The following is a 24,599-nucleotide window of genomic DNA, read 5'->3' as shown; positions in this document are numbered from 1 at the left end:
GCCTCCGCCCATGCACGCGCCACCTCCCCAACCCGCACACGGCACAGGTGTGCCCACCCATCCCCTGAGCCCTGCGATGAATCGAGTCACCATGAGCTCTGCTCAGTCCGTCCACGCCTGGAACGAACCAGAAGGGATCGCCCCGCGCGGCACGCTCATCGTTCTCCCCGGCCGCGGTGAACACGGCGGTGTGTACGAGCGGTTCGGCCGCCGCATCGCGGCCGACGGTTACCGCGTACGGGCCGTGGCGGCCCCCTCCTCCGACCCGTCGGCCGTCACCGACGAGGCGGCCAAGCTGCTGCGCGACGAGACACTGCCCGGCCCCCGGGTGCTCGTCGGATCCGACACCGGGGCCGTGCACGCGGCGGCGCTCGCCGCGCGCGGCGTACCCGGCCTGGACGCGCTGATCCTCGCCGGGCTTCCCACCGCACCGCACACCGAAGCGGCAACGCAGGGCTGGGAGGCCGAACTCGACCAGCGCACCGCCTGCCCCACGCACCGCGGCAGGCTCGCCACCGACGCCACGTTCCGGCGCGGCGCACTCGCAGACACCGTCCCCGCCGAACTGGCCGCCCCGGACGGCATCTTGGTGCCCGTCCTGGCCCTGCACGGCGCCGACGACACGGTCAGCCCGCTGCCGGATGCCCGCCGTGTCTACGCCACGCTGCCGGGAGCCGAACTGGTGAGCCTGGTCGGCACCCGGCACGACGTCCTCAACGACGTCACTCACCGCACGGCCGCCGCCATCGCCGTGCTGTTCCTGGAGCGGCTGCGGCTGTCACCCGGACTCTCGCCCATCGCCGTACGGGAGGACCTCGCATGACCGGCCAGGTGCTGACGGATGCTGCCGAGCTGAACTCCCTTCTGCACAGCGGCGGTCCGGGGCCGGTCGTCCTCGACGTACGGTGGCGGCTCGGCGACCCGCACGGGCACGCGCACTACCTCAAGGAGCACATCCCCGGCGCCGTACACGTCGACCTCGACACCGAACTCGCCGCCCCGCCCACCTCCGAAGGTGGCCGCCACCCGCTCCCCGACCCGGCACACCTCCAGGCGGCCGCGCGTCGCTGGGGCCTCACCGCCGGCCGCCCGGTGGTCGTGTACGACGACAACGGCAACACCGCGGCCGCCCGCGCCTGGTGGCTGCTGCGCTGGGCCGGAGTCGAGCGGGTGACGCTGCTCGACGGGGCGCTGGGCGCCTGGCGGGCGGCCGGTCTGCCCACGGAGTCCGGGGAGCCCGAGCCGCCCGCGCCCGGTGACATCGTGCTCACGCCGGGACGACTTCCGGTGCTCGACGCGGACGCGGCGGCCGGGGTCGCCCGGCGCGGCGTGCTCTTGGACGCCCGTGCCACCGAGCGGTACCAGGGCGAGAGCGAGCCGGTCGATCCGCGTGCCGGACACATCCCGGGCGCCCTGTCCGCCCCCACCGGCGACAACCTCAATCCCGACGGCACCTTCCGAGACGTGAAGCAACTCTCCGCACGCTTCCACGCGTTGGGCGCCGACGCCGCGACCGCGGTGGGCGTCTACTGCGGGTCCGGTGTCACGGCCGCCCACCAGATCGCGGCGCTCGCCCACGCGGGCATCCCCGCCGCGCTGTACCCCGGCTCCTGGTCCGCCTGGTCCGCCGATCCCGACCGCCCGGCGGTGCTGGGCGACCGGCCGTACTGACGCCGCACCGCACACACCGTCACCGCACCACGCACACACCCTCACCGCCCCATCGCCCCCTCCCGACGAGAGGCCGCCATGCCCTCCCCGAACACGACCGTCTCCGGCGCATCCCCGCCGACACCCCCGCCCGCTCGCCCGGACTCGACGCCGAAACAAACTCCGACCCCGGCGAAGCCGACCGCCACCCCGCGGCGGCGCAACCGCCCCGGCCTCCGTGTACCGCGCGCGGTGCGCCGGGCGGCCGGCCCCGTCGGCCTTGTGGTGGTCTGGTTCCTGGCGAGCACCACCGGTGTGCTGCCCGAGTCCGTCCTCGCCTCCCCCGTCGACGTCGTCCAGCGGGCCGTCGCCCTGACCGGGACCGGTGAACTGCCGCAGGCCATCGCGGCATCCGGGCGCCGGGCGGCGATCGGATTCCTCATCGGTGCCACCGTCGCTCTCGCGCTGTCGCTCACCGCGGGTCTCTTCCGCCTCGGCGAGGATGTGATCGACGCGTCGGTGGGCATGTTCCGGGCCATCCCCTGGGTGGGTCTCATCCCGCTGTTCATCGTCTGGTTCGGCATCGACGAGACCCCGAAGATCGCACTGGTCGCGCTCGGCGTGACCTACCCGCTCTACTTCAACATCTACGGAGGCATCCGCTCCGTCGACACCCAACTCATCGAAGCGGGACGGATGGTGGGCCTCGGCCGCCTGGGTCTGATCCGGTACGTGATCCTGCCGTCCGCGCTGCCCGGCGCGCTGGTGGGCCTGCGCTACGCACTGTCCACGGCCTGGCTCGCCCTGGTCTTCGCCGAGCAGGTCAACGCGGACGCCGGCATCGGCTACCTGATGAGCAACGCCCAGCAGTACTTCCAGACGGACGTCATCGTCCTGTGCCTCGCCGTCTACGCCGTCCTGGGGCTGCTGTGCGACTTCGCCGTACGACTCCTTTCGCGGCTCCTGCTGGCCTGGCGGTCCTCGTTCGAAGGAGAGGGAGCATGACGGAGGCGACCGCACATGTGGAGGTGCGTGGGCTCAGCCGCGCCTTCGACGACAAGACCGTCATCGACGAGCTCGATCTCGCCCTGCACCGGGGCGAGTTCGTCGCCCTGCTCGGCCACAGCGGCTGCGGCAAGTCGACGCTGCTGAAGATCCTCGCCGGGCTCGACAGCGAGACCGACGGCGAGGTGAGCGTGCCGGAGCGCCGCTCGGTGGCCTTCCAGTCGCCACGCCTGATGCCCTGGCTGCGCGTGTGGCGCAATGTCGTGCTCGGCCTGCCCGGCTCACCGGACCCCGCACTCGCCGGGCGCTACCTGGCCGAGGTCGGCATCGAGGAGTACGCGGGCCGCTGGCCCAAGACACTCTCCGGCGGTCAGGCACAACGCGTCTCACTGGCCCGCGCGCTGGTGCGCGAACCCGAACTGCTGCTGCTCGACGAGCCGTTCGGCGCCCTGGACGCCCTCACCCGCGTCAAGGCCCAGCGGCTCGTGGCGGATCTGTGGCAACGACACGGCTGCACGGTGCTCCTGGTCACGCACGACGTGGAGGAGGCGCTCCTGCTGGCCGACCGGGTCCTGGTGATGGACGACGGTCGGATCGCGTACGAGGCCGAGGTCGGCCTGGAGCGGCCGCGCGACCTCGGCTCCCCCGAATTCGTACGGCTCCGCGGCGAACTGCTGCGGCGGCTGGGCGTCCACGACGCCTCGGCACATCCCCTGGAAGAGGCACCCGCATGACTCCTGTCCCCCGCACCGGCCGCGTACGCCGTTCGCTGGGCTGCACACTGGCCCTCACCGCTCTCCTCGCCACCGCCGCCTGCGGCGGAAACAGCGAGGCCTCCTCCGGCGGCTCCTCGTCGCGGGTGACCCTGACCATCGGCGACCAGGCGAAGAACCTGCAGACCCTGTTCGACGCATCCGGCGCCCTCAAGGGGACGTCGTACCGCGTGAAGTGGGCCGAGTTCGAGGGTGCGGCGCCGCTGTTCCAGGCGGTGCAGGCGGGCGCCGCGGACACCTCGTACGCCGCCGATCTGCCCACCCTCCAGGCCCTCTCCGGCGGTGTGCCGGTCAAGGCCGTGGGTGCGCTGCACAACGACGGCACCCACACCGGGATCGTGGTCCGCAAGGGCTCGTCGGTGCGCGGCGTCAAGGACCTCAAGGGCAAGAAGGTCGTGGTCTCCTCGGCCAAGGGGTCCATCGCCGAATACCTGCTCGCGCACGTGCTCCAGCAGGCGGGGCTGCACTACGACGACGTCAAGGTCCAGTACCTGCTGCCGACCGACGCGCAGGCCGCGTTCACCTCCGGCAAGGTCGAGGCCTGGGCCACCTTCGGGGTCTACAAGGCCGTGGCCGAACAGCAGGGCGGGCGCCTCCTCGTCAACGGCGCCGACGGGCGCGTGAGCGGCTACGGCTTCATCGGCGCCTCCGACAAGGCGCTGGCCGACAAGGGCAAGAAGGCCGCCGTCGCCGACTACCTGCGCCGCCTGGACAAGGCACTGGCCTGGTCGCGGGAGCACCCGGACGACTACGCCGAGGCCATCCAGGAGAACAACGGCGCCTCCGCCGCGGTCGCGAAGACCCTCGTCAGTCAGGCCAACAGCCAGTTGCTGCCGGTGGATTCGCGTGCCGTCAAGTCCGTGCAGAAAGTCGGCGACACCATGCACGGGATCGGTGTCCTCACCCCGAACCCGACCGTCACCGACCACGTCGACACCAGCCTCATCAAGGAGTGAACCCCACCATGCCCGTCGAGTTCATCAGCGCCGTCCACCCGAACCCCGCCACCGAGGGCGACCCCACCGCGGGCAGCGGCATCGACGTCGACTACGCCCGCCGCTACGCCCGCGCCCTGGACGACGGCGGCTTCGACCACACCCTCGTCACCTACCACTCCGCCTCGCCCGACGCCCTGCAACTGGCCCAGTTCGTGGCCCAGCACACCGAGCGCATCAAACCGGTCCTCGCCCACCGCCCCGGAGTCATCTTCCCGACCCACGCGGCCCGTGCCCTGGCCACCCTCGACCGGATCAGCAAGGGGCGCCTTTCGGTGCACATCATCTCCGGCGGCAGCGACGAGGAACAGCGCCGCGAGGGCGACTACTTGAGCAAGAGCGAACGGTACGCGCGCTCGGAGGAATACATCCGGATCCTGCGCGAGGTGTGGGCGGCCGAGGGCCCGATCTCGCACGAGGGCCCGTACTACCGCTTCGAGGGCTTCCGTTCCGATGTCACCCCGTACCAGGGCACCATCCCGATCTCCGTGGGCGGCTCCTCCGAGGACGCCTACCGGGTGGGCGGGCAGCAGGGCGACATCTTCGGGCTGTGGGGCGAGCCGCTGAAGGAGACCGCCGAGCAGATCGCCGCGGTACACGCGCACGCCGACGCCGCAGGCAGGCCCCGGCCCCGTATCTGGGTGTCGTTCCGTCCGATCATCGCGCCCACCGACGAGCTGGCCTGGGAGAAGGCGCACCGCACGCTCGGCTCGATCAAGGCCCACCACGCCGAGCGCGCCAAGCAGCGCCACTACCCGGCGCTCGGCCAGGGCGCTCCCACGAACGTCGGTTCCCAGCGGCTGCTCGCCGTCGCCGAGCGTGGCGAGGTCCACGACCGCTGCCTGTGGACCGCGCCCGCGGCCGCCACCAACGCCGCCGGCGCCTCCACCGCCCTGGTCGGCTCCCCGGAGACGGTCGCGAAGGCGCTGCTCGACTACGTCGACATCGGCTGCGAACTGCTGTCCATGCGCGGCTACGACCCACTGAACGACGCGATCGACTACGCCCGTTACGTCCTCCCGCTGGTCCGCCAGGAGCTGGCGCACCGCGCCACCGCGGGAGCCGCCGCATGAGGCGGGTGGGACCTGCGCTCGCCGTCGCCGGGCTCCTCGTGGCCGTCCTCAGCGCCTGCGGCGGTCCCGCGGGCGCTGAGGAAGGTGGCAACACGGTGACGCTGCGCGTGGGCGCGACGGGCTGGCAGCGCGAGAAGGCCCTGCTGGAGTTCGCCCACCTCGACGACACTCCGTACCAGGTGAAGTGGAGCCTCTTCCAGGGCGGTGACAAGCAGTTGGAGGCGCTGCGGGCCGGGGCGCTCGACGTGGCGAGTTCCAGCGAGATTCCCCCGGTGTTCGCGGCGGCCGACGGCAGGCCCAACTTCAAGGTCGTCGCCGTGCAACGCGGCACCACGCTCAACCAGGAGGTCGTCGCGCCCAAGGGCTCCGGGATCACCTCGATGGCGCGGCTCAAGGGCAAGAAGGTCGGCTACGTCAAGAACACCACGGCCCACTATTTCCTCTACGAACTGCTCAAGCGGGCCGGGCTCGGCTGGGACGACATCACCGCCGCCCCGCTGGAACCCGACAAGGCACTGGCCGCGCTGAACGGCGGGTCGATCGACGCCTTCGCGGGATACGGCAACTCGGTCATCGCCGCCCACCAGCAGGACGCCCGCACCGTCGGCTCAGCCAAGAACATCCTCTCCGGGAACTTCCTGTGGACGGCCTCCGACGAGACGCTCGGCTCCGCGACCGAACGCGAGGCGCTGGCCGATCTGCTCGCGCGGCTCGACCGGGCCTACGCGTACGTCCGTGCCGGGCGCGAGGAGACGTTCGCGAAGACCCTCGCCACAGCCACACACCAGCCGGTGAAGCAGGCGCTTGAGGACTTCCGGGCCGGCGAGAAGCAGCGCAGGACCGAACTGCGGACGGTGACCGCGCAAGCCACGGCATCCCAGCAGAAGGTCGCCGACGCGTTCGGGGATCTCGGGGCGCTGAAACAGCCGCTCAAGGTCTCGGCGTTCTGGTCCGACCGGCTCAACACCCCACTGCGGAAGGCCCTTTCCTCATGACAACGGCACTACGGCTGCCCGCGCCCGATCTCACGGGCCTGGCCCGGGTGACCGAACGGCTCGCCGCCACGGCCACCGCACACGACCGCACCGGCGCCTTCCCGGCCGACGGGATCCGCGCCACGCACGAGGCCGGACTACTGACCGCCACCGTCGCCGGGCGCCACGGCGGTCCGGGCCTCGGCGTCGCGGCCACCGCGCGGATCCTGCACGCCCTCGGGGAGGGCGATCCCTCGGTGGCACTGATCGCGGCGATGAGCCTCGGCGTCCACCACCGGCAAGCCGTACGGCCGCACTGGCCCGAGGAGTTGTACGAGCAGGTCCTGGCCGACTCCGCACAGCGGCCGGTACTGCTCAACCACGTACGGGTGGAGCCCGACCTCGGCTCGCCCGCGCGCGGCGGGCTGCCCGCGACGGTGGCCCGTCGTACGGCGGGCGGCTGGTCCCTCACCGGCCGCAAGCGGTTCGCCACCGGCGTGGAGGGGCTCGACTGGCTGCTGGTGTGGGCCACCACGGACGAACTCGCCCCGCGGGTCGGCACGTTCGCCGTGCCCGCCGCCGCCCCCGGCATCGAGATCACCCACCGCTGGGACCACCTCGGCCTGCGGGCCAGCGGGAGCCACGACATCGCACTGCACGACGTCGAGATCCCCGACGGGAACGTGGTCGACATCGCCGCCCACGGGCCCGGCGCCGAGCAGGACAACCGCGCGGGCGCCGCCTTCCATCTGCCGCTCGCCGCCCTGTACTTGGGCGTGGCCCGCGCGGCCCAGCGGTACTTCCACCGCTTCGCGCACGACCGGATCCCCGCCAACCTCGGTCATCCGGTCGCCCGTACGGACCGGTTCCGCCGGGCCGCAGGCGAGATCGCGCTGCGCCTCGACTCCGCCGAACAGCTGGTGTTCGGCGGCGCCGAGCGGGTGGACGCGGCCGACGACACGTACACCCCCGAACGGGCCCTGGGTGCCCGGGTTCTGGCCGACCGGCACTCCGTCGAGGCGGTCGGCCTCGCCGTTCGACTGCTTGGCAATCCGGGGCTGAGCCGCGACAACCCGCTGGAGCGCCACTTCCGCGACGTCCAGTGCGCCCCGGTGCACGCCCCGCAGGAGGACACGGCCCTGCTCACCATCGGCGGCCGCGCACTGGAGGACATCGGATGACGGTCACTCAATTCGCCGTGCACGACGCCCTGTTGGATGCGCTGCGCCGCGACCTGTCACGCGATGCCCTCGCCACCACCCCCGAGGCCACCGCCCCGTATGCCACCGACCGCTCCGGCAGCCGTCCGGACGGCGTGCCCTTGGCGGTCGTGCACGCGGCGAACGCCGAAGATGTGCGGACGACGCTGCGGCACGCGCACGCGCTGCGGGTGCCGGTGGTGCCTCGCGGCGCCGGCACCGGGTTGTCCGGCGGTGCGAACGCCGGCACGGGCGCGGTCGTGCTCGACCTGTCGCGGATGAACCGGATCCTCGACCTGGACCCGTACGACCAGATCGCGGTGGTCGAACCGGGTGTCATCACGGCTGAACTCGACCGCGCCGCCGCTGAGTTCGGCCTGCGCTACGCTCCCGACCCGGCAAGCGCGGCGATCTCCACCGTGGGCGGGAACATCGCCACCAATGCGGGAGGACTGCGCTGTGCCAAGTACGGAGTGACCCGGGACGCGGTGCTCGGCCTCGACGTGGTGCTCGCGGACGGCACACCGATCCGGACCGGCCGACGCACCGTCAAGGGTGTCACCGGCTACGACCTGACAGCCCTGCTCACCGGCTCCGAGGGCACGCTGGGCGTGATCACCGCCGCCACGGTGCGGCTGCGCCCGCGGCCGGCGTCGACGGTCACCGTCGCCGCCCACTTCGACTCCTTCGCCGAGGGAGCCGAGGCCGTGTCGGCACTGACCGCGGCCCGCCTGGAGCCGTCCATGGCAGAGCTGCTGGACGGGCCGGTGCTCGCGGCCGTGGACGAGGCACAGGGCTCGGACCTGCGATCCCGTGGTGGAGCGCTGCTGCTGCTCCAGTGCGACGGACGTGCGGCGGCGGCCGAGGCGGAAGCGGCGGTGACGCTGCTGCGGGAACGCGCGGGATCGGTCGAGACCACCGCCGACCCGGCAGAGGCGGACCGGCTGCTGACGGCCCGCCGGCAAGCCCTGCCCGCCCTGGAACGCCTTGGCCGAGTGCTGATCGAGGACATCGCGGTGCCCAGGTCCAGGCTGGCCGACGCGGTCCGCGAGATCACCGCGGCCGCCGAGCGTCACGACGTACGGATATTCACCTTCGCGCACGCCGCCGACGGCAACCTCCACCCCATCCTCGTCCTCGACCCCGACGCTCCCGGCATCCCGGACGCGGCCTGGCAGGCGGCGGGCGACATCTTCACCGCCGCACTGCGTCTGGGCGGCACACTCACCGGGGAACACGGCGTGGGCACCCTCAAACGGCGCTGGCTCGCCGACGAACTCGGCCCACAGCAACACGCGTTGCAGCAGCGCATCAAGGCGGCCTTCGACCCGCACCTCATCCTCAACCCGGGCAAAGCCCTCTGAAGGAGCCCCTCATGACCACCGTTCTCTCCGTTTCCGGAAGCCCCTCCCCCACCTCCCGCACCGCCCGACTGCTGCGCGACCTCGATGCGCGGCTCACCGCGCAGGGGCACGAGGTGGTCCCCCTCGATGTCCGCGACCTGCCTCCCGAAGCCCTGCTGCACGCGGACTTCGGCCACCCGGCCATCGTGGAGGCCACCGCCCTGTTCGACCGGGCGGACGGGATCGTGATCGGCACACCCGTGTACAAGGCCGCCTACTCAGGGCTACTCAAGGCACTGCTCGACCTCCTGCCGCAGTACGCCCTGAAGGGCAAGACGGTCCTGCCGCTGGCGACCGGCGGCTCCACCGCCCACGTCCTGGCCATCGACTACGCCTTGCGCCCCGTCCTCGCCTCGATGGGACCCGCGCACATCACTCCCGGCTGGTTCGTGCTCGACCGGCACATCGAGGTGCGGGACGACGGCGGCATCGTCCTCGAGACGGACACGAGGCGGGCACTGGACGAGATCACCGACCAGTTCTCCGCTGCCCTCGGCTCTCGTCGTCCGCTGCGGACAGCGGCGTGAGGAGCGGCCACGCCGGTCCGGAGGCCGCATCCCGGCGGCCAACGGGCCGCCGATGGCCTCACGGGTGGGCGTCGGCCGTGCGTCGGATGCGGGACCGCTCACGGCGCGTTCGCCCCACGAGGTCCGCCGCCGCCTGCGGCCAGGCTCCGTGGTCGAACGTGAACCCGGCGTCCTCCAGCCGCCCGGGCACCACCCGCCGGCTCTTCAGCAGGAGTTCCGTGTCCGAACGGAGAGCGAAGGCTCCGACCGCGGCCATCCACCGCGTCGCGGGCAGCCCCACCGGCATGCCCCACGCGGCCCGCAGCGCGCGCATGAACTCCCTCTGGGGCAGCGGGCCCGGAGCCGCGAGATTGACCGCCCCGCTGATGTCGTCACGGTCGATGAGGAACTCCACCGCGCGCACGAAGTCACGGTCGTGGATCCAGGACACGTACTGGGCCCCACCCGCGACCGGCCCGCCGAGGCCGAGCCGCGTCAGCCACAGCAGGTAGTCGAAGACACCACCGCGGTCGGGGCTCATCACCATCGCCGACCGCAGGGCCACCTTGCGCGTGTGCGGGGTCTCGGCCCGTTCCTGCTCCCGCTCCCAGTTCTTCGCGATCTCGACGCTGTACGCCCAGTAGCCGGGAACACCGGGCTCAGCTCCGCCGATCACGCCGCTCGCCTCGTCGTTCGGTGCGTCGAAACGGTGGGCGTAGATGGTGGCGGTGCTCATCTGGAGCCAGACGCGGGGCGGCTTCCGGGCGGCGGCGATCGCCTGGCCCACGACACGTGCGGAGTCGACGCGCGAGTCCATCATGGCGCGCAGATTCTCGTCGGTGTAGCGGCAACTGACGCTGCGGCCCGCAAGGTTGATCACGACGTCACTGCCGTCGACCGCCTCGGTCCAGGGGCCGAGCGTCCGGCCGTCCCACCGGACATCGCCGTCCCGCACGGGATGCCTGGTCAGAACGGCAACCTCATGGCCCGCAGCGGTCAACGCCCGCCGCAGCACACCGCCGACCTGACCGGTCCCTCCAGGAAGCACAATCTTCACTGGTCTCTCCCCTGACGTCTGGCGTCGCACAGCACAGCCAGCGTACGACCCGCCCGGATCGGGAGCGGAGGGGGCCTGTCACCTGGCGGCGCGGAGCGCCCGTGACCCGTTCACAGGGGACGTTCTCCGGTGGTACACCCCACGCTATCGCTCACTCCCCGGCGACAGCCGCCGCGTGATCCGGTCGAAAAGCTCCGTCAGCGGCTCGCCGACATCCCCGCCGAACTCGGTCAGCCCGTAGGTGACTTGGGGCGGCACCGTCGGCTCGACCTCCCGCCAGACCAGCCCGTCCTGGGCCAGCGCGCGCAGGGTCTGGGCGAGCATCTTCTCGCTGATGCCCTGGATGCTCTCACGCAGCTCATAGAACCGGAGGTCATTGCTTCGCAGAGCGATCAGCACCCAGATGCCCCACTTACTGGTCACATGGTCGACCACGTCACTGGCAGGGCAGTCGGTGTGAAACACGTCATACCTCTTGCCTGTCTCGGCCTGCCTGGGCTGCGCGCCTTCCTCCATGTCATGAGCTTACCTCCAGGTATGCCCTTACCAAAAGTTAGCCCGTACTCCTAGCGTCCAGACCACAGAACGCCAGAGAACACATCAAGGAGCCGAACATGATCGTGGTGACCGGAGCTACCGGGAACATCGGGCGGACGTTGACGCGGATGCTCGCCGAATCGGGCGAGCAGGTGACGGCGGTGTCACGACACACGGCGTCGGTACCGGAGGGCGTCCGCCATGTGGTGGCCGACCTTGCCGAACCCGCCGGCCTCAGGCCCGCGCTGACCGGTGCGAAGTCGCTGTTCCTGCTGCTGTCAGGCGACCTGCACGCGACGGGGGCAAACCCCGCACACATCATCGGCGAAGCCGCGGCCTGCGGGGTCCGCCGTGTCGTGCTGCTTTCCACGCTCGGGGTGGTGACCCGGCCCTTCGGCACCACGCGGATCGCGATGCGCTCGCTGGAGGACACCCTGCGGGAGTCCGGCCTGGAGTGGGCCATCCTGCGGCCGGGCGGCTTCGCCTCCAACGCCCTGTGGTGGGCCGATTCCGTCCGCACCCAGCAGGTCGTCGCCGCGCCTTTCGGCGATGTCGGAGTGCCGATCATCGACCCGGCGGACATCGCCGCGGTCGCGGCGGCCTGCCTGCTGGAGGACCGGCACACCGGCCGTGCCTACGAGTTGACGGGCCCGGAGGTGATCACTCCGCGCCGGCAGACGGAGGCCATCGCCGCCGCACTGGGCTCGCCCGTCAGGTTCCAGGAACTCACCCGCGACGAGGCCAAGGCCGCCATGACCCGGAGCATGCCGGCGGAGCTCGCCAATGACACGCTGGACATCCTCGGGTCCCCGAGCCAGGCCGAGTTGCGCGTCAGCCCGGACGTCCAGCGGGTCTTGGGCCGTCCCCCGCGCACCTTCGCCGACTGGGTGGCCCGCAACGTCGCCGCGTTCCACTGAGACAGTCCGGCACCGCTCTGAGTGCGATGCCGCGAAGGCGCCGCCCGGCGCCCGGTCACTCCTGGTTGCCCGTGGCCGCCACGAGCGTCCCCTCGATGAGGTCGCGCAGTTGCGAGCGAGCGTTGATGCCCAGCTTGGGGAAGCTGCGATAGAGATGCGAGCCGACCGTGCGCGGCGAGAGGAAGAGTTTCTCGCCGATCTCCCTGTTGGTCAGGCCGCGGGCGGCGAGACCGATGATCTGCCGTTGCTGGGGAGAGAGCTCGGCCAGTGCGTCGGGGGTGGAGTCGGTGACGTCGAGACCCGCGGCCCGCGATTCCGCCCGAGCGCGCTCCACCCACGGGCGGGCCCCAAGGCGCTGGAAGGCCTCCAGGGCCGTGGTGAGCAGCGGCCGCGCCTCGGTGATGCGCCGGCGCCGGCGCAGCCATTCGGCGAAGTCGAGGAGGGTCTGGGCGTGTTCGAAGGGCCACCGTTCGAGCGCCGGTTGGGCGAGCGCCGCCCGGAAGTGCGGCTCGGCGTCCTCCGGGTCCGCGAGCAGCGCGCGGGCCCGGCTGATCAGCCCTTTCAGCCGGGGCGACGCGTCGTCACCGAGCCGGCGGGCGGCGCGCTCCACGATCGAGGACGCCTCGCCGCGCTGCCCGGAGCGGACCGCGGCGGCGGCCAGCTCCGCGAGGGCGGGACAGGACGCGTGGTAGTGCACGGGATCGCCCTCTGCCGTGAAGGCCAGGCGGAGTTGGTCGTACGCGGACTCGTAGGCGCCCTCGGCGGCAGCCGCGGCGCCGAGGGCACGGCGGACGTACACGGCGACCGAGCGACTCTCCAGCGGATCGATCAGGGCGAGCGCCTCCGCGGCCCGCGAGCGGGCTCGGGCCGCTTCGCCCTGGTACGCCAGGACGGAGGCGTCCACCGCGGTCGCGCACGCCAGGGCATGGTCGAGGCCGAGCCCGGAGGCGTGCGCGATGATCTGCGCGCAGGCCTCGCGCGCCTGCTCCCACCGCCCGCACTCCACGTACGCCCATGCGACGGCGCCGCCGAGACCCTGCGGCAGCGGTCCGCGGGCCCGCCGGCCGTCGAAGGCGGTGTCGAAGGCCGTGTCGAAGGCGCTGACGGCGCGCGGGGCGTCGTCCAGGAGCCAGGCCATGATCGCGAGGGTGGCGAGCCGCTCGGGCACGGTCTCCGCCTCCACTTCCGCCTCCGCCCCCACTTCCGTCTCCGTCTCCGCCTCCGCCTCCGCGAACAACTGCGGGAGCAGGGCGGCGAGTTCGGCCCTGCCGTTCGCCGGGTCGGACACGGCTCGCACCCAGGCGCGCCGCCAGACACTCGATGCGTTCCTCGGAAGCCGCGCCAGTACGTCGTCGATCTCCTGCCGCTGAGTGTCCTCTCCGGAGTAGAAGCGGACGACCGCGGCGCCGGCGAGCATGTCGAGGGCCACGTCGGGGTCCGTGGCCGCCCACTGCCGGGCGGCGCGCCTCAGGCGGGAGAACACCACGGTGTGTCGGGTGGTCAGCACCGCGAGGCGGCCGGCGTGCACCGCGGCAGTGGCCAACAGCGTTGCGTCGCCGGTGCGTTCCCGTACTGCGGTGGCCAGTTCGTCGACCCAGGTGATGTCGCCGGTGAACACGGCCGCGGCGGCGGCCTCGACGAGCAGTCGGGCGCTTTCGGCGCGGTTCGGTGCGAGCTCGGCCGCCCGCTGCAGTGCCCGCGCCGCCGCCGCGTGGCCACCGCGTCGGCGGGCCCGGTCCGCGGTCCGCTCCAGCGCCGCCGCGACGCCCGCGTCCGGACCGCCGGCCGCGGCCGCGCGGTGCCAGGCGCACCGGTCCGGTGCGTCGCCGAGCGCGTCGGCCAGTACGAGGTGGGCGGCGCGCCGGGCGTCGTGGGAGGCCGCGTGGTAGACGGCGGACCGCATGAGGGGGTGGCCGAAGCGGACGGCCCGGCCGGTGCGGCGGACGAGTCCGGCCTCCTCCGCGGGCCGCCACGCGGTGTCTTCGACGCCGGGCAGCCCGGCCACCGCGAGGACCGCCGAGTCGGCCGTGTCCATGGCTGCCAGGAGAAGCAGCAACTGCGCGGTGGAGGCGGGTAGTTCGGCGAGCCGAGCGGCGAAAATGTGCTCCAGTCGCCCGGGGAGCGGCAGCGGCCCGTTGGGGCTGCCGCCCGGGGAAGTGGCGGCCCTGGCCAACTCGACGAGGGCCAGGGGGTTGCCGGCCGCCTGCTCGAGGACCTGGCCCCGGACGCGTCCGGTGGGGCCGTACGGCTGCCGGTCGAGGAGGCGTCCCGCGGCAGCGGCGTCGAGCGGGGCGAGAGTGAGGGCCGGCCAGTGCCGGTCGAACGCGGGAAGCGGATCGTCGGTGCGTACCCCGATGAGCAGGGTGAGCGGCTCGGCGTCCAGGCGCTTGACGGCGAAGGCCAGGGCATCAAGGGAGGCCCGGTCGATCCACTGGGCGTCGTCGATGACCAACATCAGCGGTTGCGGGTCGGCCGACTCCGACAGGAGGCTCAGGAGGGCGACGCCGACGAGCATGAGGTCGGGCGTTCCCTCGACAGCGGGGCCAGTGCCGAGCGCACCGGCCAGTGCCGTGCGCTGCCGCTCGGGCAGCCGGTCCACGGCCGCAGCGACCGGCCGCAGCAACTGATGCAGACCGGAGAACGCGAGGCTCGCCTCCGACTCGCTCCCCTCCGCACGGAGCACTCGGACACCGCTCACCCGAGCCCTTCGCAGCGCGGCATCAAGGAGCGCGCTCTTTCCCGTGCCCGCGTCGCCGCGGAGCACGAGCACCCGCTCGGTCGCGGACGCACGATTCACCATGCGGAAAAGGCGATCGAGCTCCGCCTCGCGGCCGACGATCATGTTCCTCCTTCGGCCCACCTTGGCGCGCCCAGAATACAAGCGCCGAAGTGGTGTCGAGGAACGCCCCTCGCCTGCCTCCCCCGCTCGACTGCAGTCATGTGACTGATACCGCCGGTTTCCAGCTCCTCGTACGGTTCGATCCAGCCCCTCAGATACGTCGAAAGATACGTCGAACCATCAATCCAGGAATTCCGATGCCTCACATCAACCAGATCAAACTCGGCGACGTCACCATCACCCGCGTACGGGAATATTACGGCTCCGTCGAAATGACCCCTGAAACCTTCTTCCCGGAAAGCCCCGGGCACACCTGGGAAAATGGCCCGGAATGGCTCACGCCACATTTCCTGGGCTCCGGGACGAATATCGTGAACTCCGCGATCCAGACCTGGGTACTGCGCAGTGAGGGCAGGACGATCCTCGTCGACACCGGCGTCGGCAACCACAAGGAACGCCCCTACTCGCCGGTCTGGAGTCACCTCGAGACCGACTTCCTCGGCAACCTCTCCCGTGCCGGTGTCGAACCCGAGGACGTCGACATCGTGATCAACACGCATCTGCACGTCGACCACGTCGGCTGGAACACCTACCTGGACGACCGCACTTGGGTGCCCACGTTCCCCAACGCCACGTACCTGATACCGAAGGACGACTTCGACTTCTGGAACCCCGAGAACGGCCACAAGCCGCTGCTCGGCCGCGGCAACCAGAACGTGTTCGAGGACAGCGTCGCCCCGGTGCACGCGGCCGGCCGCACGCTCCTGTGGGAGAACAGCCACCGGATCGACGCCGGCCTGCGCCTGGACCTGGCCCCCGGGCACACCCCCGGCTCCTCCGTGCTGACGCTCGGATCCGGCTCCGACCGCGCCGTCTTCGTCGGCGACCTGCTCCACAACCCGGTGCAGATCCTCCACCCGGACGCGAACAGCTGCTTCTGCGAGGACCCGGCCGGGGCCATCGCCACTCGCCGCAGGGTTCTGGGCTGGGCGGCCGACAACAACGCACTGGTGATTCCCGCCCACTTGGGCGGTCACGGCGCGGCCGAGGTGACACGCCACGGAGACACCTTCGACATCAAGGGCTGGGCGCCGTTCACCCCGTACTCCGAACAGCGCTGCCCCCCACTCCGAACGGAGACGACATCCTCAGAGAGGCCACCACTGTGAACCACCACCACGACCCCATCGTCACCACCGCCCAGGGCGCGGTGCGCGGCCTGCGCCAAGTGGGCAGCACCGCGTTCCTGAACATCCCCTACGCCGCCGCGCCCACCGGCGCCGCCCGGTTCCGGCCGCCACGGCCGCACGCGGCATGGCAGGGCGTGCGCGACGCCACCGCGCACGGGCCGAACGCGCCGCAGTTCGAGCGCAGGCTCGGCGGCCTCGACATGACCCCCTACTTCGGCGCCGGTTGGAGCCGGGGCGAGGACTACCTCACCGTGAACGTCTGGACGCCCGAGGCCCCGGGCGGCGAACTGCCCGTCATGGTGTTCGTGCACGGTGGCGGATTCGCCGCCGGATCGACGCGATCGCCGATGTACGACGGCAGCGCCTTCGGCCGCGACGGCGTGGTGCTCGTAACTCTCAACTACCGCCTGGGCATCAGCGGTTTCCTCGACGTCCCGGGCGCGCCCGCCAACCGCGGTCTGCTCGACGTCGTCGCCGCGCTGCGCTGGGTGCGGGAGAACATCGCCGCGTTCGGCGGCGACCCGAGCAACGTGACACTGTTCGGCCAGTCGGCCGGCGCCACACTCGTCGGCGGCATCCTCGCCACGCCCGACACATCGGGCCTGTTCCACCGGGCGATCGTCCAGAGCGGCAACGGCCTGGGCGCCTTCACGCCCGAACAGGGCGCGCGCGTCACTCGGGCCGCTGCCGACGCACTCGGCATCGAGCCCCGCCTCGCCGCCTTCGCGGAGATCCCCGACGAGCGTCTCGTCGACGTCTCCTCCACACTCGCGGGGCTCGACCTCAGGACCGGGACACACCGCGACCCACTGATCGGGCTCAGCCCCTTCGGCCTGGTCCTGGAAACCCAGCCCGCCGAAGCCGTCGCCGCCGGGTTGAGCGCCGACGTCGACCTGCTCATCGGCGCCAACTCCGAGGAGGGCAACCTCTATCTGGCCCCCATGGGCAGGTACTCCACCTCGACCGACGCCGACGTCCACGCGGCCGCACGCGCCTCCCACTCCCGCCCGGCCGAACTCGTCGAGGCGTACCGGGCGGCACGTCCCGAGGCGTCCTCCGGCGCACTCCGCTCCGCGATCATGGGCGACGCCCTGTTCGGCGCCGGCAGCCGGGCCCTGGCCGCCGCCCACGCCGCACACCCCGCGTCGGCCACCTATGCCTACGAGTTCACATGGCGTTCGCAGGCGCTGAACGGAGAGCTGGGCGCCACCCACACGATGGAGCTCCCCTTCGTCTTCGACCTCGTCGGACTCCCCCAACTGCACGGCCCCAACGCACTGCTCGGCCCCGGAAAGCCGCCCGCGGACCTGGCCGCCCGAGTCCACGAGACCTGGATCCGCTTCGCCACGACCGGCGACCCGGGCTGGGCCGCGTACGAGCACGAGCGCAGGACGACGATGCGGATCGATGCCGAGTGGTCCGAGACCGACGACCCACACAGCGAGGAACGCCGGGCCTGGAGCTGACCCGACCGCCCGGGTACACCGTCGTCGCCCCAGGACGCGGACGCCGCCTACGAACGACACGCGGTTGCCGTCGGCAGCAACCTCCATGCCTCGGGCTTCGACGAGATCATGCCCAAGGCACCTCGGGCATCGACGGTGCGGTGGCAGGACGCGAACGGCGCGCCGGACGGCTTCACGGGTCCGTTCGCGGTCGCGGGACCACTCGACAGCACCCGAGTCGACGTCGTCCGAGATGATGAAGCATGCTCCCGAATGCCTGGCACCTCACCAAAAACGTCGACGACTTCCTCGCCCGAGCCGGGGACTTCCTGCGCTCGCGCCCCGCTCTGCACAACACACCACTGACGGACATCGAGAAACTGCGGATACGCGGGACAGCCGAGCATGACGCGGAAACTTCCGTCTTAGGTCGGCTTGAGTCAGGAGGCGAAGTTCGCGCGATCTTCTATCTCACTCCGCGCGGTCGCCTGGTCCTCACCCCCCTCTCTGTCGAGCAGACCGGCGCCCTTGCTCGTCATCTGGCCGGGCTCGGGCACTCGCCCTCCAACGTCATCGCAGACCACGACACTGCCAGCGCTTTCGCCACGTCATGGCAGCGGCACACGAGTGCGGCGCCGGAACTTTTCTGGCGGACGCATCTCTACCGTCTCGGCAAGCTCACACCACCGCAGCCGCGCCCGGACGGCCGTGGGCGCATCACGGATCGGCAGGACCGCGCGCACATCGTGCGCTGGTGCCGTGAGTTCTGCGTCGACGTCGGGGAACAGCGTTCCATCGACTTGATCGACGCCGGCTCCTGGGACAACTCGCGCTTCAGCGACAGGCACTTCACGTTCTGGGAGGCCCCGGAGGGCACCCCCGTCTCAATGGCGGCCGCGACCTCGATGGTCGGCGGCATGGTCCGGGTGGACCCCGTCTACACACCGGCCCACCTCCGGGGCCGCGGCTACGCGGGCGCCGTTACGGTCGCGGCGAGCAGAGCAGCACTGACCGCGGGCGCGACGGATGTCGTCCTGTTCACGGACCCCGGCAATCCGACCAGCAATGCCCTCTACCAGCGCATGGGGTACGTCCACGTCGCAGACTTCGCCGGGTACAGATTTTCTTGCGGCGCACCACGAGGCGGGTGAGGGGCCGTTCCGGGGGCGGGCGGCGGGCAGGTGGGGGGCTCGGCCGTCGGCCGGTACGGCGCGGTGTTCCATCCCATCCACTTGTTCGCATACAATGCGAACAAGTGGAACTACTGCGAAGGGTCGTCATGGGAACACCGCGAGCGGGCGGAACCCGCTCCCTCACCGCCGTCGCCGCGGCGCCGTACGTGCTCGCCCTCATCGCGTTCGCGGTGGTCGTCGCCGTCGTCTCGGGTGATCTGCCCGACGAACTCGGCACCCACTTCGGGCTCGGCGGGGACGTCGACGGGACCACCTCGCTCACCGCGTACGCCGTGGGCGCGCTGGTGCCCCTCGCCGGACTCGGCACTCTCTTCGCGGTCGCCGCCCGCCGTGGCCGCGAGGCGCGCTCCACCCGGTTCACCGTGGTCCTGGGCTGGGGTGTCGCCGGATTCATCGGTTACATCTTCACCGCCGTCGCGATCGTCAACCGCGGCCTGTCCGACGGCACGGCGGCGTCCTTCCCGCTGTGGCAGATGGGCACGGCCGCGGGGGTCGGCCTGCTGTCCGCACTGCTCGGCCGGCTGCTGATCGCGCGAGTGCCGGTCCCGGAGGGGGATGGCATGAGTCCTCGCGACACACCTCCGTACATGGAACTTCGTGCGGGCGAACGCGCGGTGTGGACCCGTACCGCCGTCAATGAGGTCGTCCTGACCGCGGGCGTCGCGCTCGCGGCGGTCGGTGCGGCCCGGCTCGGCCTTTACGGCTGGTCCCCGTTCGTGCTCACGCTTCCGGTCGGAGCGCTGCTCACCTGCTTCGGTCGGGTACGAGTACGGGTCGACGCGCGGGGGTTGCGGGTGCGGTTCGGGGTGCTGCCCTGGCCCGAGGCCCGGGTGCCGCTCGACGCGGGCGAAGCCCTGGTACGGGAGATCAGCCCGCTGGGCGACTTCGGCGGCTGGGGCTACCGGGTGCGCCCCGCCCGCTCCGGTGTCGTGGTGCGCGGCGGTGAGGCGCTGGCCGTCAAGCGGCGTTCCGGACGGGAGTTCAGCGTGACGGTCGACGACGCCCGCACCGGCGCCGCCCTCTTCAACGCGCTCGCCCGGCGCGAGAAGGTGAGCTGACGGTGCTCTTCCGCGTGGACCCGGCCGCCCGTACCCCGCTCGGCGAACAGATCGCCGCCTGCGTACGCCGCGCCGTGGCCGCCGGCGAGGTCTCGACCGGCGAGCGCCTCCCCGCCGCCCGCACCCTCGCCGACTCCCTCGACGTCAACATCCACACCGTCCTGCGCGGCTACCAGGCCCTGCGCGAAGAAGGTGTCATCGAACTCCGCCGCGGCCGCGGCGCCGTGGTCGTCGCCACTGGCGGTGGCGCCAGCGAAATCGCGGACACAGTAAGGGAGTTGTGTACGCGAGCCCGCGAGGCCGGCGTGTCACGGCAGGCGCTGATCGACCTGGTGGAGGAGGCGTACTGACCGAGACCGGAGAAGTCGGAGACACCGGAGAGGACACCAGAGACACGGCATCGCGACATCACGGGCGCGCGACACTTGCACGGGATTACATAATTACGTAATCTCGTTCCATGGATCTGGAAGAGCGTGTCTCCGAGCTCGAGCGGCGCGTGGCGGAGCTGGAGACCGACGCCCCTGCCGCGCCGGTCGTGGGAGAGAGCGAGTTGTGGGCCCTCGACGCACTGAAGGAGCGTCACCCGGTAACTCAGGACGCGGACGGAGCCGTCCTGTTCACCGGAGCGGTGCGCGTGCCGACGGGGCATCGCTATGAGTGGCAATACGGCCTGCTCACGCAGACGCTGTTCGACGACGACTGGTCAGAGGTGGCCGAGTCGTTCGCCGCGCTCGGCAATCCGGTGCGGCTGAGGCTGCTGCGGGAGATCCTGGGCGGATTGCGCACCGCCGCCGAACTGGCCGCGCTCGAGGACATCGGCACGACCGGCCAGATCTATCACCACCTGCGCCAACTCACCGGCGCGGGCTGGCTCCACGCTCCGGAGCGCGGCCGCTACGAAGTGCCTGTGGGACGAGTGGTACCGCTGCTCGTGGCACTCACCGCCGCGCGCCCCGTGACCTGACCACTTTCCGAGGGGGAACCATGTCCGTGTCCGTAGGTCGACGCAAAGCCGCCGCCAGGGTCCAATACGCGCTGTGGCTGATCTTTTTCGCGCAGATCGTCATCAGATTCTTCGTGGAGCTTCCCTACAACTACTGGGTGAGCTGGCTGCCCGCGCTCGGCGCGATCGGGATCAGCCTGGTGACCTCGCGCTCCGCCCAGCGTCGAATCGAGACGGGGCCGCCGGCGCCGGTCGAGGTCGCGCCCCCGGTCACCGGCCGCTGGTCGGCCCTCAACAGCCCCGCGGACAAGGTGCCGAGCCACGGAACGCACCAGTTCGCCCAGACCTACGCCATCGACATCGTGGCGGAGCCGGCGGGGGGTCCCGCGCGTCCTGCCCCCGTGTGGTTCTGGCCTGTTGCCCACCGCAACCGGGACTACCCCGCCTTCGAGGCACCGCTGTACGCGGTTGCCGATGCCACCGTCGTTCACGCCGAAGACGGCCAACGTGACCACCTCAGTCGCAGCTCCCTTGCGGGAGTTCTGTACTTCTGGCTCATCGAGGGTGTCTGCCGCACACTCGGCGGGAGCCGCCGGGTCATCGGCAACCACATCATCCTCGACCTGGGCGAAGCGACATACGCCGTGTATGCACACGTCCAACGGGGCTCGCTGGACATCCGCACGGGCGACAAGGTCGTCGCCGGCCAACTGCTCGGCCGTTGCGGCAACTCCGGCAACTCCACCCAACCGCATGTGCACTTCCAGCTGATGGACGGACCGGACCTGGACACCGCACGCGGCATCCCGTTCAGCTGGCACGAGGTCGGAGTACCCGCCACCGGCACGTCCTTCACCGTCGACGAGCACACCTCGGCACATCAATGAACGGCGTGGGATGCACCAAGCCCTTGCGGGAGCTCCTCCGTCACGACCGTCACCCCGTGTTCCCGCAGCCGGTCGAGCGTCGCGCGTGATCCCGCCGACTGCTCCGCCTCCGGATCCGTGATCAGGGTCCAGCCGGGCGGCAGTTGGGCCCAGGCGTGGAAGGGCCGCCGGTCGAGCTTGGCGGCGTGCGCGAGGACGTAGACATGGTCCGCGCGGTGACCCGGCTGATTGCCACTCCCCGGTACACCGTGATCCGATCCGGTTCGTCGCGCACCGAGGCAGTCACGCGCACATCCAGTGGGTATCGGACGTGTGCGAACCCCGGCATCCATGGCTTCGCCATACACCCGACCGTACACACGCCCCGCACCAGAGGGCTACGCTGCGACCACTTTGCTGGAACCACGGTGCAATCTGGGGGACTTGAGACGTGGCGGATCGCATACTGGCCGACCGATACCGGCTCGTGAGGCCTCTGGGCCAGGGCGGGATGGGGGAAGTGTGGGAGGCCCGCGACGAGATCCTTGGGCGCCCGGTCGCCGTCAAGGTGATCTCGATGCTCGCGGGCGGCGGCAGTACCGCTGACGAGGCGCGCGCCCGTTTCCTGCGCGAGGCGCGGATCACCGCCGCGCTGCAGCATCCGCACATCGTGACCGTGCACGACGTCGGCACGGCCGTCACCCCCGAGGGCAGCACACCATTCCTGGTCATGGAGTTGCTGCGCGGCGAGGGCCTGGAGGCCGCCGTCCGCCGAGGCCCGGTGGGCGGGGCGCAGGCGGCCCGGTGGGGCGGGCAGATCTGCGAGGCGCTCGCGGAGGCGCACGCCGCAGGTGTGCTGCACCGTGACATCAAGCCCGCCAACCTCTTCGTCACGCCATCGGACCGGATCAAGGTCCTCGACTTCGGGATCGCGCGGGCCGCCGACGCCTCGGCCACCGACGGCAGGCTGACCCGCACCGGACTGGTCATCGGGACGGCCGCGTACATGGCACCCGAACAGGCCCGCAGCTATCCGGAGCAGAGCAGCGACCTGTACGCGATGGGCTGTGTCCTGTTCGAACTGCGCACCGGCAGGCTGCCGTTCACCGCACCCGACACCCTCGGATTCCTGACAGCGCACCTCAACGATGCACCGCCGGTGCCCAGCAGCATCGCACCGGACCTCTCGCCCGCCTGGGACTCGTTGATCCTGCGCCTGCTGGCGAAGGACCCTCGGGACCGGTACGGCTCGGCCACCGAACTCGGCGAAGCGCTGCGCGAACTCGAGGGGCAGGCCGCCCCCGCGGCACCGGTGCCGGCACCGCGCCCCGAACACCCGCCCACCGTGGTCGACCGGGAGGCCACTCCCGCCGACATACCCCTCGATGCCGCCCTCACCGTCACGGCCACACGGCACAGCACCCAGGCAGAGAGCGGCCGCCCCGCGTTGAGCCGCCGTGGGCTTCTGCTGGGCGGTGCCGGCTTCGCCGCGGTGGCCACGGCCGGCATTTCGGCGGGCGTCTATCTCTCCGCCGACCCCGGACACGACGCGTTCGCCTGGTCCCACGGCCTCGGCTCGCGCCGCGGAGGCTGGGACCAGCCCATCCGGTCCGGCAGACGCTGCTTCGTCCCCGCCCACGACGGCGCGGCGATCCAGGCGTTCGAACTCGCCGGCGGCAAGCTCCTGTGGAAGCGCGACCTGGGCTTCGAATGGCCCCTGTCCGGATCCTCGCAGGCGGCCGTGGTCGACGACGGCGACACCGTGCTCGCGTTGGTGCAGCTGCCCCACGACCTGATCGCGATGCTGTACGTACTCGACGGCGCCACCGGCAGGACCCGCTGGAAGCGGGAACTGTACGACAAGGACGACTACGAGCTGCACGTCCTCGAACGCAGCGGACTGGTGCTCTTCGGCGGCGGGGACCCCAACCGGCAGACGGTCACCGCCTTCGACACACGTACGGGGAAGGAACGCTGGACCCAACAGTTGGACAGTTCAGGCACCATCACGGGGATCGGGGACCTGGCCCTGGTGGGCTCGACGGCACTCGACGGAGCGACCGGAAAGCAGCTGTGGGACCGGCCCGGCATGAACCTGTACACCGAGCCCGGGCAGCGCATCTTCGCGCCTCAGCGCACGGGTGATGCCATCCTCTTCCACGACAAGGTCGACAAGAAGCGCATCGATCTCGTCCTGCTCGGTGCCCGCACGGGCAAGGAGAAGTGGCGCATCCCCCTGGCCAAGGTCACGACGGTACCCGGCAGCAACGGCCTCGAAGAGGAGGGTCCCCCGGCGGCCCCGCTCGCCGGCACCACCCTCCTGCTCCCCCGCCTCAAGGGCGAGCGCAGCAGGCCCACGGCCGTCGACGTCCGTACCGGCAAGCAGAAGTGGACCTTCAAGGGTGCGAGCGCCTCCGCGGACCGCGCTCCCGACCCGGTGTCCACCCCCGACGGCTTCGTTCTGCCCACCCCCGACGGAGTCGTCTGTCTCAACGCCGACGACGGTTCGGAACGCTGGCGCACCGAGGGCGGCGCGGACCTCGACATCGCCTCCGCGGGCGCCTGCACGATGGTCCGGCACACCCGCACGGCCCGGCTGTTCCAACAGCGGCAAACGGTACGCGTCCTGCGTTCCGCCGACGGCCGCACGTTGTGGAAGGGCGAGTTCACGGCGAGCATCGGCAACAGCGCCCCGCTGGCCGCGGGCCGAGTACTCGCCTTCCTGGATCCTCAGGAAACCCTGCGCGGCATCCGCCTCACCGGCTGACCAAAGGTTCCTCGTCCGGCGTGGACGTGAGGCTCCTCAGGAGCGCTGCCACCATCTCGCAGTAGTCCTCCCAGTGGTCCGCGTACTGGGGGGGTGCCGAAGGTGGCGACGATCATGTCCTGCGCGCCGGGCACGGCCACGTGGGGCACCGGGACGTATACCTGGATCCGGGCGGCCTCGACCGGAAGTCCTCGCCCGATGCGGTC

Annotated in this window: 22 protein-coding genes; 19 read left to right on the top strand and 3 right to left on the bottom strand. The window is 71.4% G+C overall.

Translation table 11 applies throughout. The features are described from left to right. Positions 1–91 precede the first annotated feature (91 nt). The 10 genes from ACIRHA_RS05385 to ssuE all read left to right on the top strand — a co-directional run bounded on the left by ACIRHA_RS05385 (position 92) and on the right by ssuE (position 9,599). Positions 92–823 (top strand): alpha/beta hydrolase, encoded by a 732-nt coding sequence (locus tag ACIRHA_RS05385; RefSeq protein WP_403840091.1) that lies wholly within the window; start codon positions 92–94, stop codon positions 821–823. Further along, positions 820–1,671 carry a sulfurtransferase gene (locus tag ACIRHA_RS05380; protein WP_403840088.1) on the top strand — a complete coding sequence of 284 codons (852 nt, stop codon included), beginning with the start codon at positions 820–822 and terminating at the stop codon, positions 1,669–1,671. The genes ACIRHA_RS05385 and ACIRHA_RS05380 overlap by 4 nt, the downstream gene beginning before the upstream one ends. Positions 1,672–1,749: 78 nt before the next feature. Then, the gene (locus ACIRHA_RS05375; RefSeq protein ID WP_403840085.1) at positions 1,750–2,655 is read left to right on the top strand and encodes an ABC transporter permease; all 906 of its coding nucleotides are present in this window, start codon (positions 1,750–1,752) and stop codon (positions 2,653–2,655) included. Beyond that, on the top strand, positions 2,652–3,389 hold the full coding sequence (locus ACIRHA_RS05370) for an ABC transporter ATP-binding protein (protein ID WP_403840082.1): 738 nt from the start codon (positions 2,652–2,654) through the stop codon (positions 3,387–3,389). Before ACIRHA_RS05375 ends, ACIRHA_RS05370 begins: the two co-directional genes overlap by 4 nt. Next, positions 3,386–4,384, top strand: coding sequence for an ABC transporter substrate-binding protein (locus ACIRHA_RS05365; protein ID WP_403840080.1), 999 nt, complete (start codon positions 3,386–3,388; stop codon positions 4,382–4,384). The genes ACIRHA_RS05370 and ACIRHA_RS05365 overlap by 4 nt, the downstream gene beginning before the upstream one ends. 8 nt (positions 4,385–4,392) lie before the next feature. Next, entirely contained in the window at positions 4,393–5,496 is a 1,104-nt protein-coding gene (locus ACIRHA_RS05360) for an LLM class flavin-dependent oxidoreductase (RefSeq protein ID WP_403840077.1), read from the top strand. Continuing rightward, positions 5,493–6,491, top strand: a complete 999-nt coding sequence (locus ACIRHA_RS05355) for an ABC transporter substrate-binding protein (RefSeq protein WP_403840074.1) — start codon at positions 5,493–5,495, stop codon at positions 6,489–6,491. The genes ACIRHA_RS05360 and ACIRHA_RS05355 overlap by 4 nt, the downstream gene beginning before the upstream one ends. Further along, a complete protein-coding gene (locus ACIRHA_RS05350; RefSeq protein ID WP_403840072.1) occupies positions 6,488–7,651 on the top strand; it encodes an acyl-CoA dehydrogenase family protein in 1,164 nt (387 codons plus the stop codon). The genes ACIRHA_RS05355 and ACIRHA_RS05350 overlap by 4 nt, the downstream gene beginning before the upstream one ends. Further along, positions 7,648–9,033 carry an FAD-binding oxidoreductase gene (locus tag ACIRHA_RS05345; protein ID WP_403840069.1) on the top strand — a complete coding sequence of 462 codons (1,386 nt, stop codon included), beginning with the start codon at positions 7,648–7,650 and terminating at the stop codon, positions 9,031–9,033. The genes ACIRHA_RS05350 and ACIRHA_RS05345 overlap by 4 nt, the downstream gene beginning before the upstream one ends. 11 nt (positions 9,034–9,044) lie before the next feature. Then, on the top strand, positions 9,045–9,599 hold the full coding sequence (ssuE, locus tag ACIRHA_RS05340; protein ID WP_403840066.1) for an NADPH-dependent FMN reductase: 555 nt from the start codon (positions 9,045–9,047) through the stop codon (positions 9,597–9,599). Positions 9,600–9,657: 58 nt separating this feature from the next. Here ssuE and ACIRHA_RS05335 read toward each other — a convergent pair whose 3' ends face one another. Further along, complete coding sequence (locus ACIRHA_RS05335) at positions 9,658–10,635, bottom strand: TIGR01777 family oxidoreductase (protein ID WP_403840063.1); 978 nt, start codon at positions 10,633–10,635, stop codon at positions 9,658–9,660. A gap of 144 nt (positions 10,636–10,779) precedes the next feature. Then, positions 10,780–11,151: a winged helix-turn-helix transcriptional regulator gene (locus tag ACIRHA_RS05330; RefSeq protein WP_403840061.1), complete on the bottom strand. Its 372-nt coding sequence runs from the start codon at positions 11,149–11,151 to the stop codon at positions 10,780–10,782. A gap of 98 nt (positions 11,152–11,249) precedes the next feature. Here ACIRHA_RS05330 and ACIRHA_RS05325 point away from each other — a divergent pair, with 98 nt between their 5' ends. Continuing rightward, a complete protein-coding gene (locus tag ACIRHA_RS05325; protein ID WP_403840058.1) occupies positions 11,250–12,089 on the top strand; it encodes an SDR family oxidoreductase in 840 nt (279 codons plus the stop codon). A gap of 55 nt (positions 12,090–12,144) precedes the next feature. Here ACIRHA_RS05325 and ACIRHA_RS05320 read toward each other — a convergent pair whose 3' ends face one another. Then, the gene (locus tag ACIRHA_RS05320; RefSeq protein WP_403840055.1) at positions 12,145–14,931 is read right to left on the bottom strand and encodes an AAA family ATPase; all 2,787 of its coding nucleotides are present in this window, start codon (positions 14,929–14,931) and stop codon (positions 12,145–12,147) included. 203 nt (positions 14,932–15,134) lie between these two features. Here ACIRHA_RS05320 and ACIRHA_RS05315 point away from each other — a divergent pair, with 203 nt between their 5' ends. From ACIRHA_RS05315 to ACIRHA_RS05280, 8 genes are all read left to right on the top strand, one after another. Further along, the gene (locus ACIRHA_RS05315) at positions 15,135–16,097 is read left to right on the top strand and encodes an MBL fold metallo-hydrolase (protein WP_403842110.1); all 963 of its coding nucleotides are present in this window, start codon (positions 15,135–15,137) and stop codon (positions 16,095–16,097) included. Next, the gene (locus ACIRHA_RS05310) at positions 16,094–17,584 is read left to right on the top strand and encodes a carboxylesterase/lipase family protein (RefSeq protein ID WP_403840052.1); all 1,491 of its coding nucleotides are present in this window, start codon (positions 16,094–16,096) and stop codon (positions 17,582–17,584) included. The genes ACIRHA_RS05315 and ACIRHA_RS05310 overlap by 4 nt, the downstream gene beginning before the upstream one ends. A 242-nt stretch (positions 17,585–17,826) precedes the next feature. Beyond that, positions 17,827–18,714 (top strand): GNAT family N-acetyltransferase, encoded by an 888-nt coding sequence (locus ACIRHA_RS05305; protein WP_403840049.1) that lies wholly within the window; start codon positions 17,827–17,829, stop codon positions 18,712–18,714. 128 nt (positions 18,715–18,842) lie between these two features. Continuing rightward, positions 18,843–19,814 carry a DUF1648 domain-containing protein gene (locus tag ACIRHA_RS05300; protein WP_403840047.1) on the top strand — a complete coding sequence of 324 codons (972 nt, stop codon included), beginning with the start codon at positions 18,843–18,845 and terminating at the stop codon, positions 19,812–19,814. Between the two features lie 2 nt (positions 19,815–19,816). Further along, complete coding sequence (locus ACIRHA_RS05295) at positions 19,817–20,164, top strand: GntR family transcriptional regulator (RefSeq protein ID WP_403840044.1); 348 nt, start codon at positions 19,817–19,819, stop codon at positions 20,162–20,164. Between the two features lie 110 nt (positions 20,165–20,274). Then, positions 20,275–20,781, top strand: a complete 507-nt coding sequence (locus ACIRHA_RS05290; RefSeq protein ID WP_403840041.1) for an ArsR/SmtB family transcription factor — start codon at positions 20,275–20,277, stop codon at positions 20,779–20,781. 20 nt (positions 20,782–20,801) lie between these two features. Next, positions 20,802–21,647, top strand: a complete 846-nt coding sequence (locus ACIRHA_RS05285; protein WP_403840038.1) for a M23 family metallopeptidase — start codon at positions 20,802–20,804, stop codon at positions 21,645–21,647. 430 nt (positions 21,648–22,077) lie between these two features. Continuing rightward, positions 22,078–24,393 (top strand): protein kinase, encoded by a 2,316-nt coding sequence (locus ACIRHA_RS05280; protein WP_403840035.1) that lies wholly within the window; start codon positions 22,078–22,080, stop codon positions 24,391–24,393. The last annotated feature ends 206 nt before the right edge of the window (positions 24,394–24,599 follow it).

This window comes from Streptomyces sp. NPDC102360, from assembly GCF_044766085.1.
GTDB lineage: Bacteria > Actinomycetota > Actinomycetes > Streptomycetales > Streptomycetaceae > Streptomyces.
Note: the sequence above shows the minus strand (reverse complement) of the source record. Positions and strands in the feature narration are given on the sequence as shown.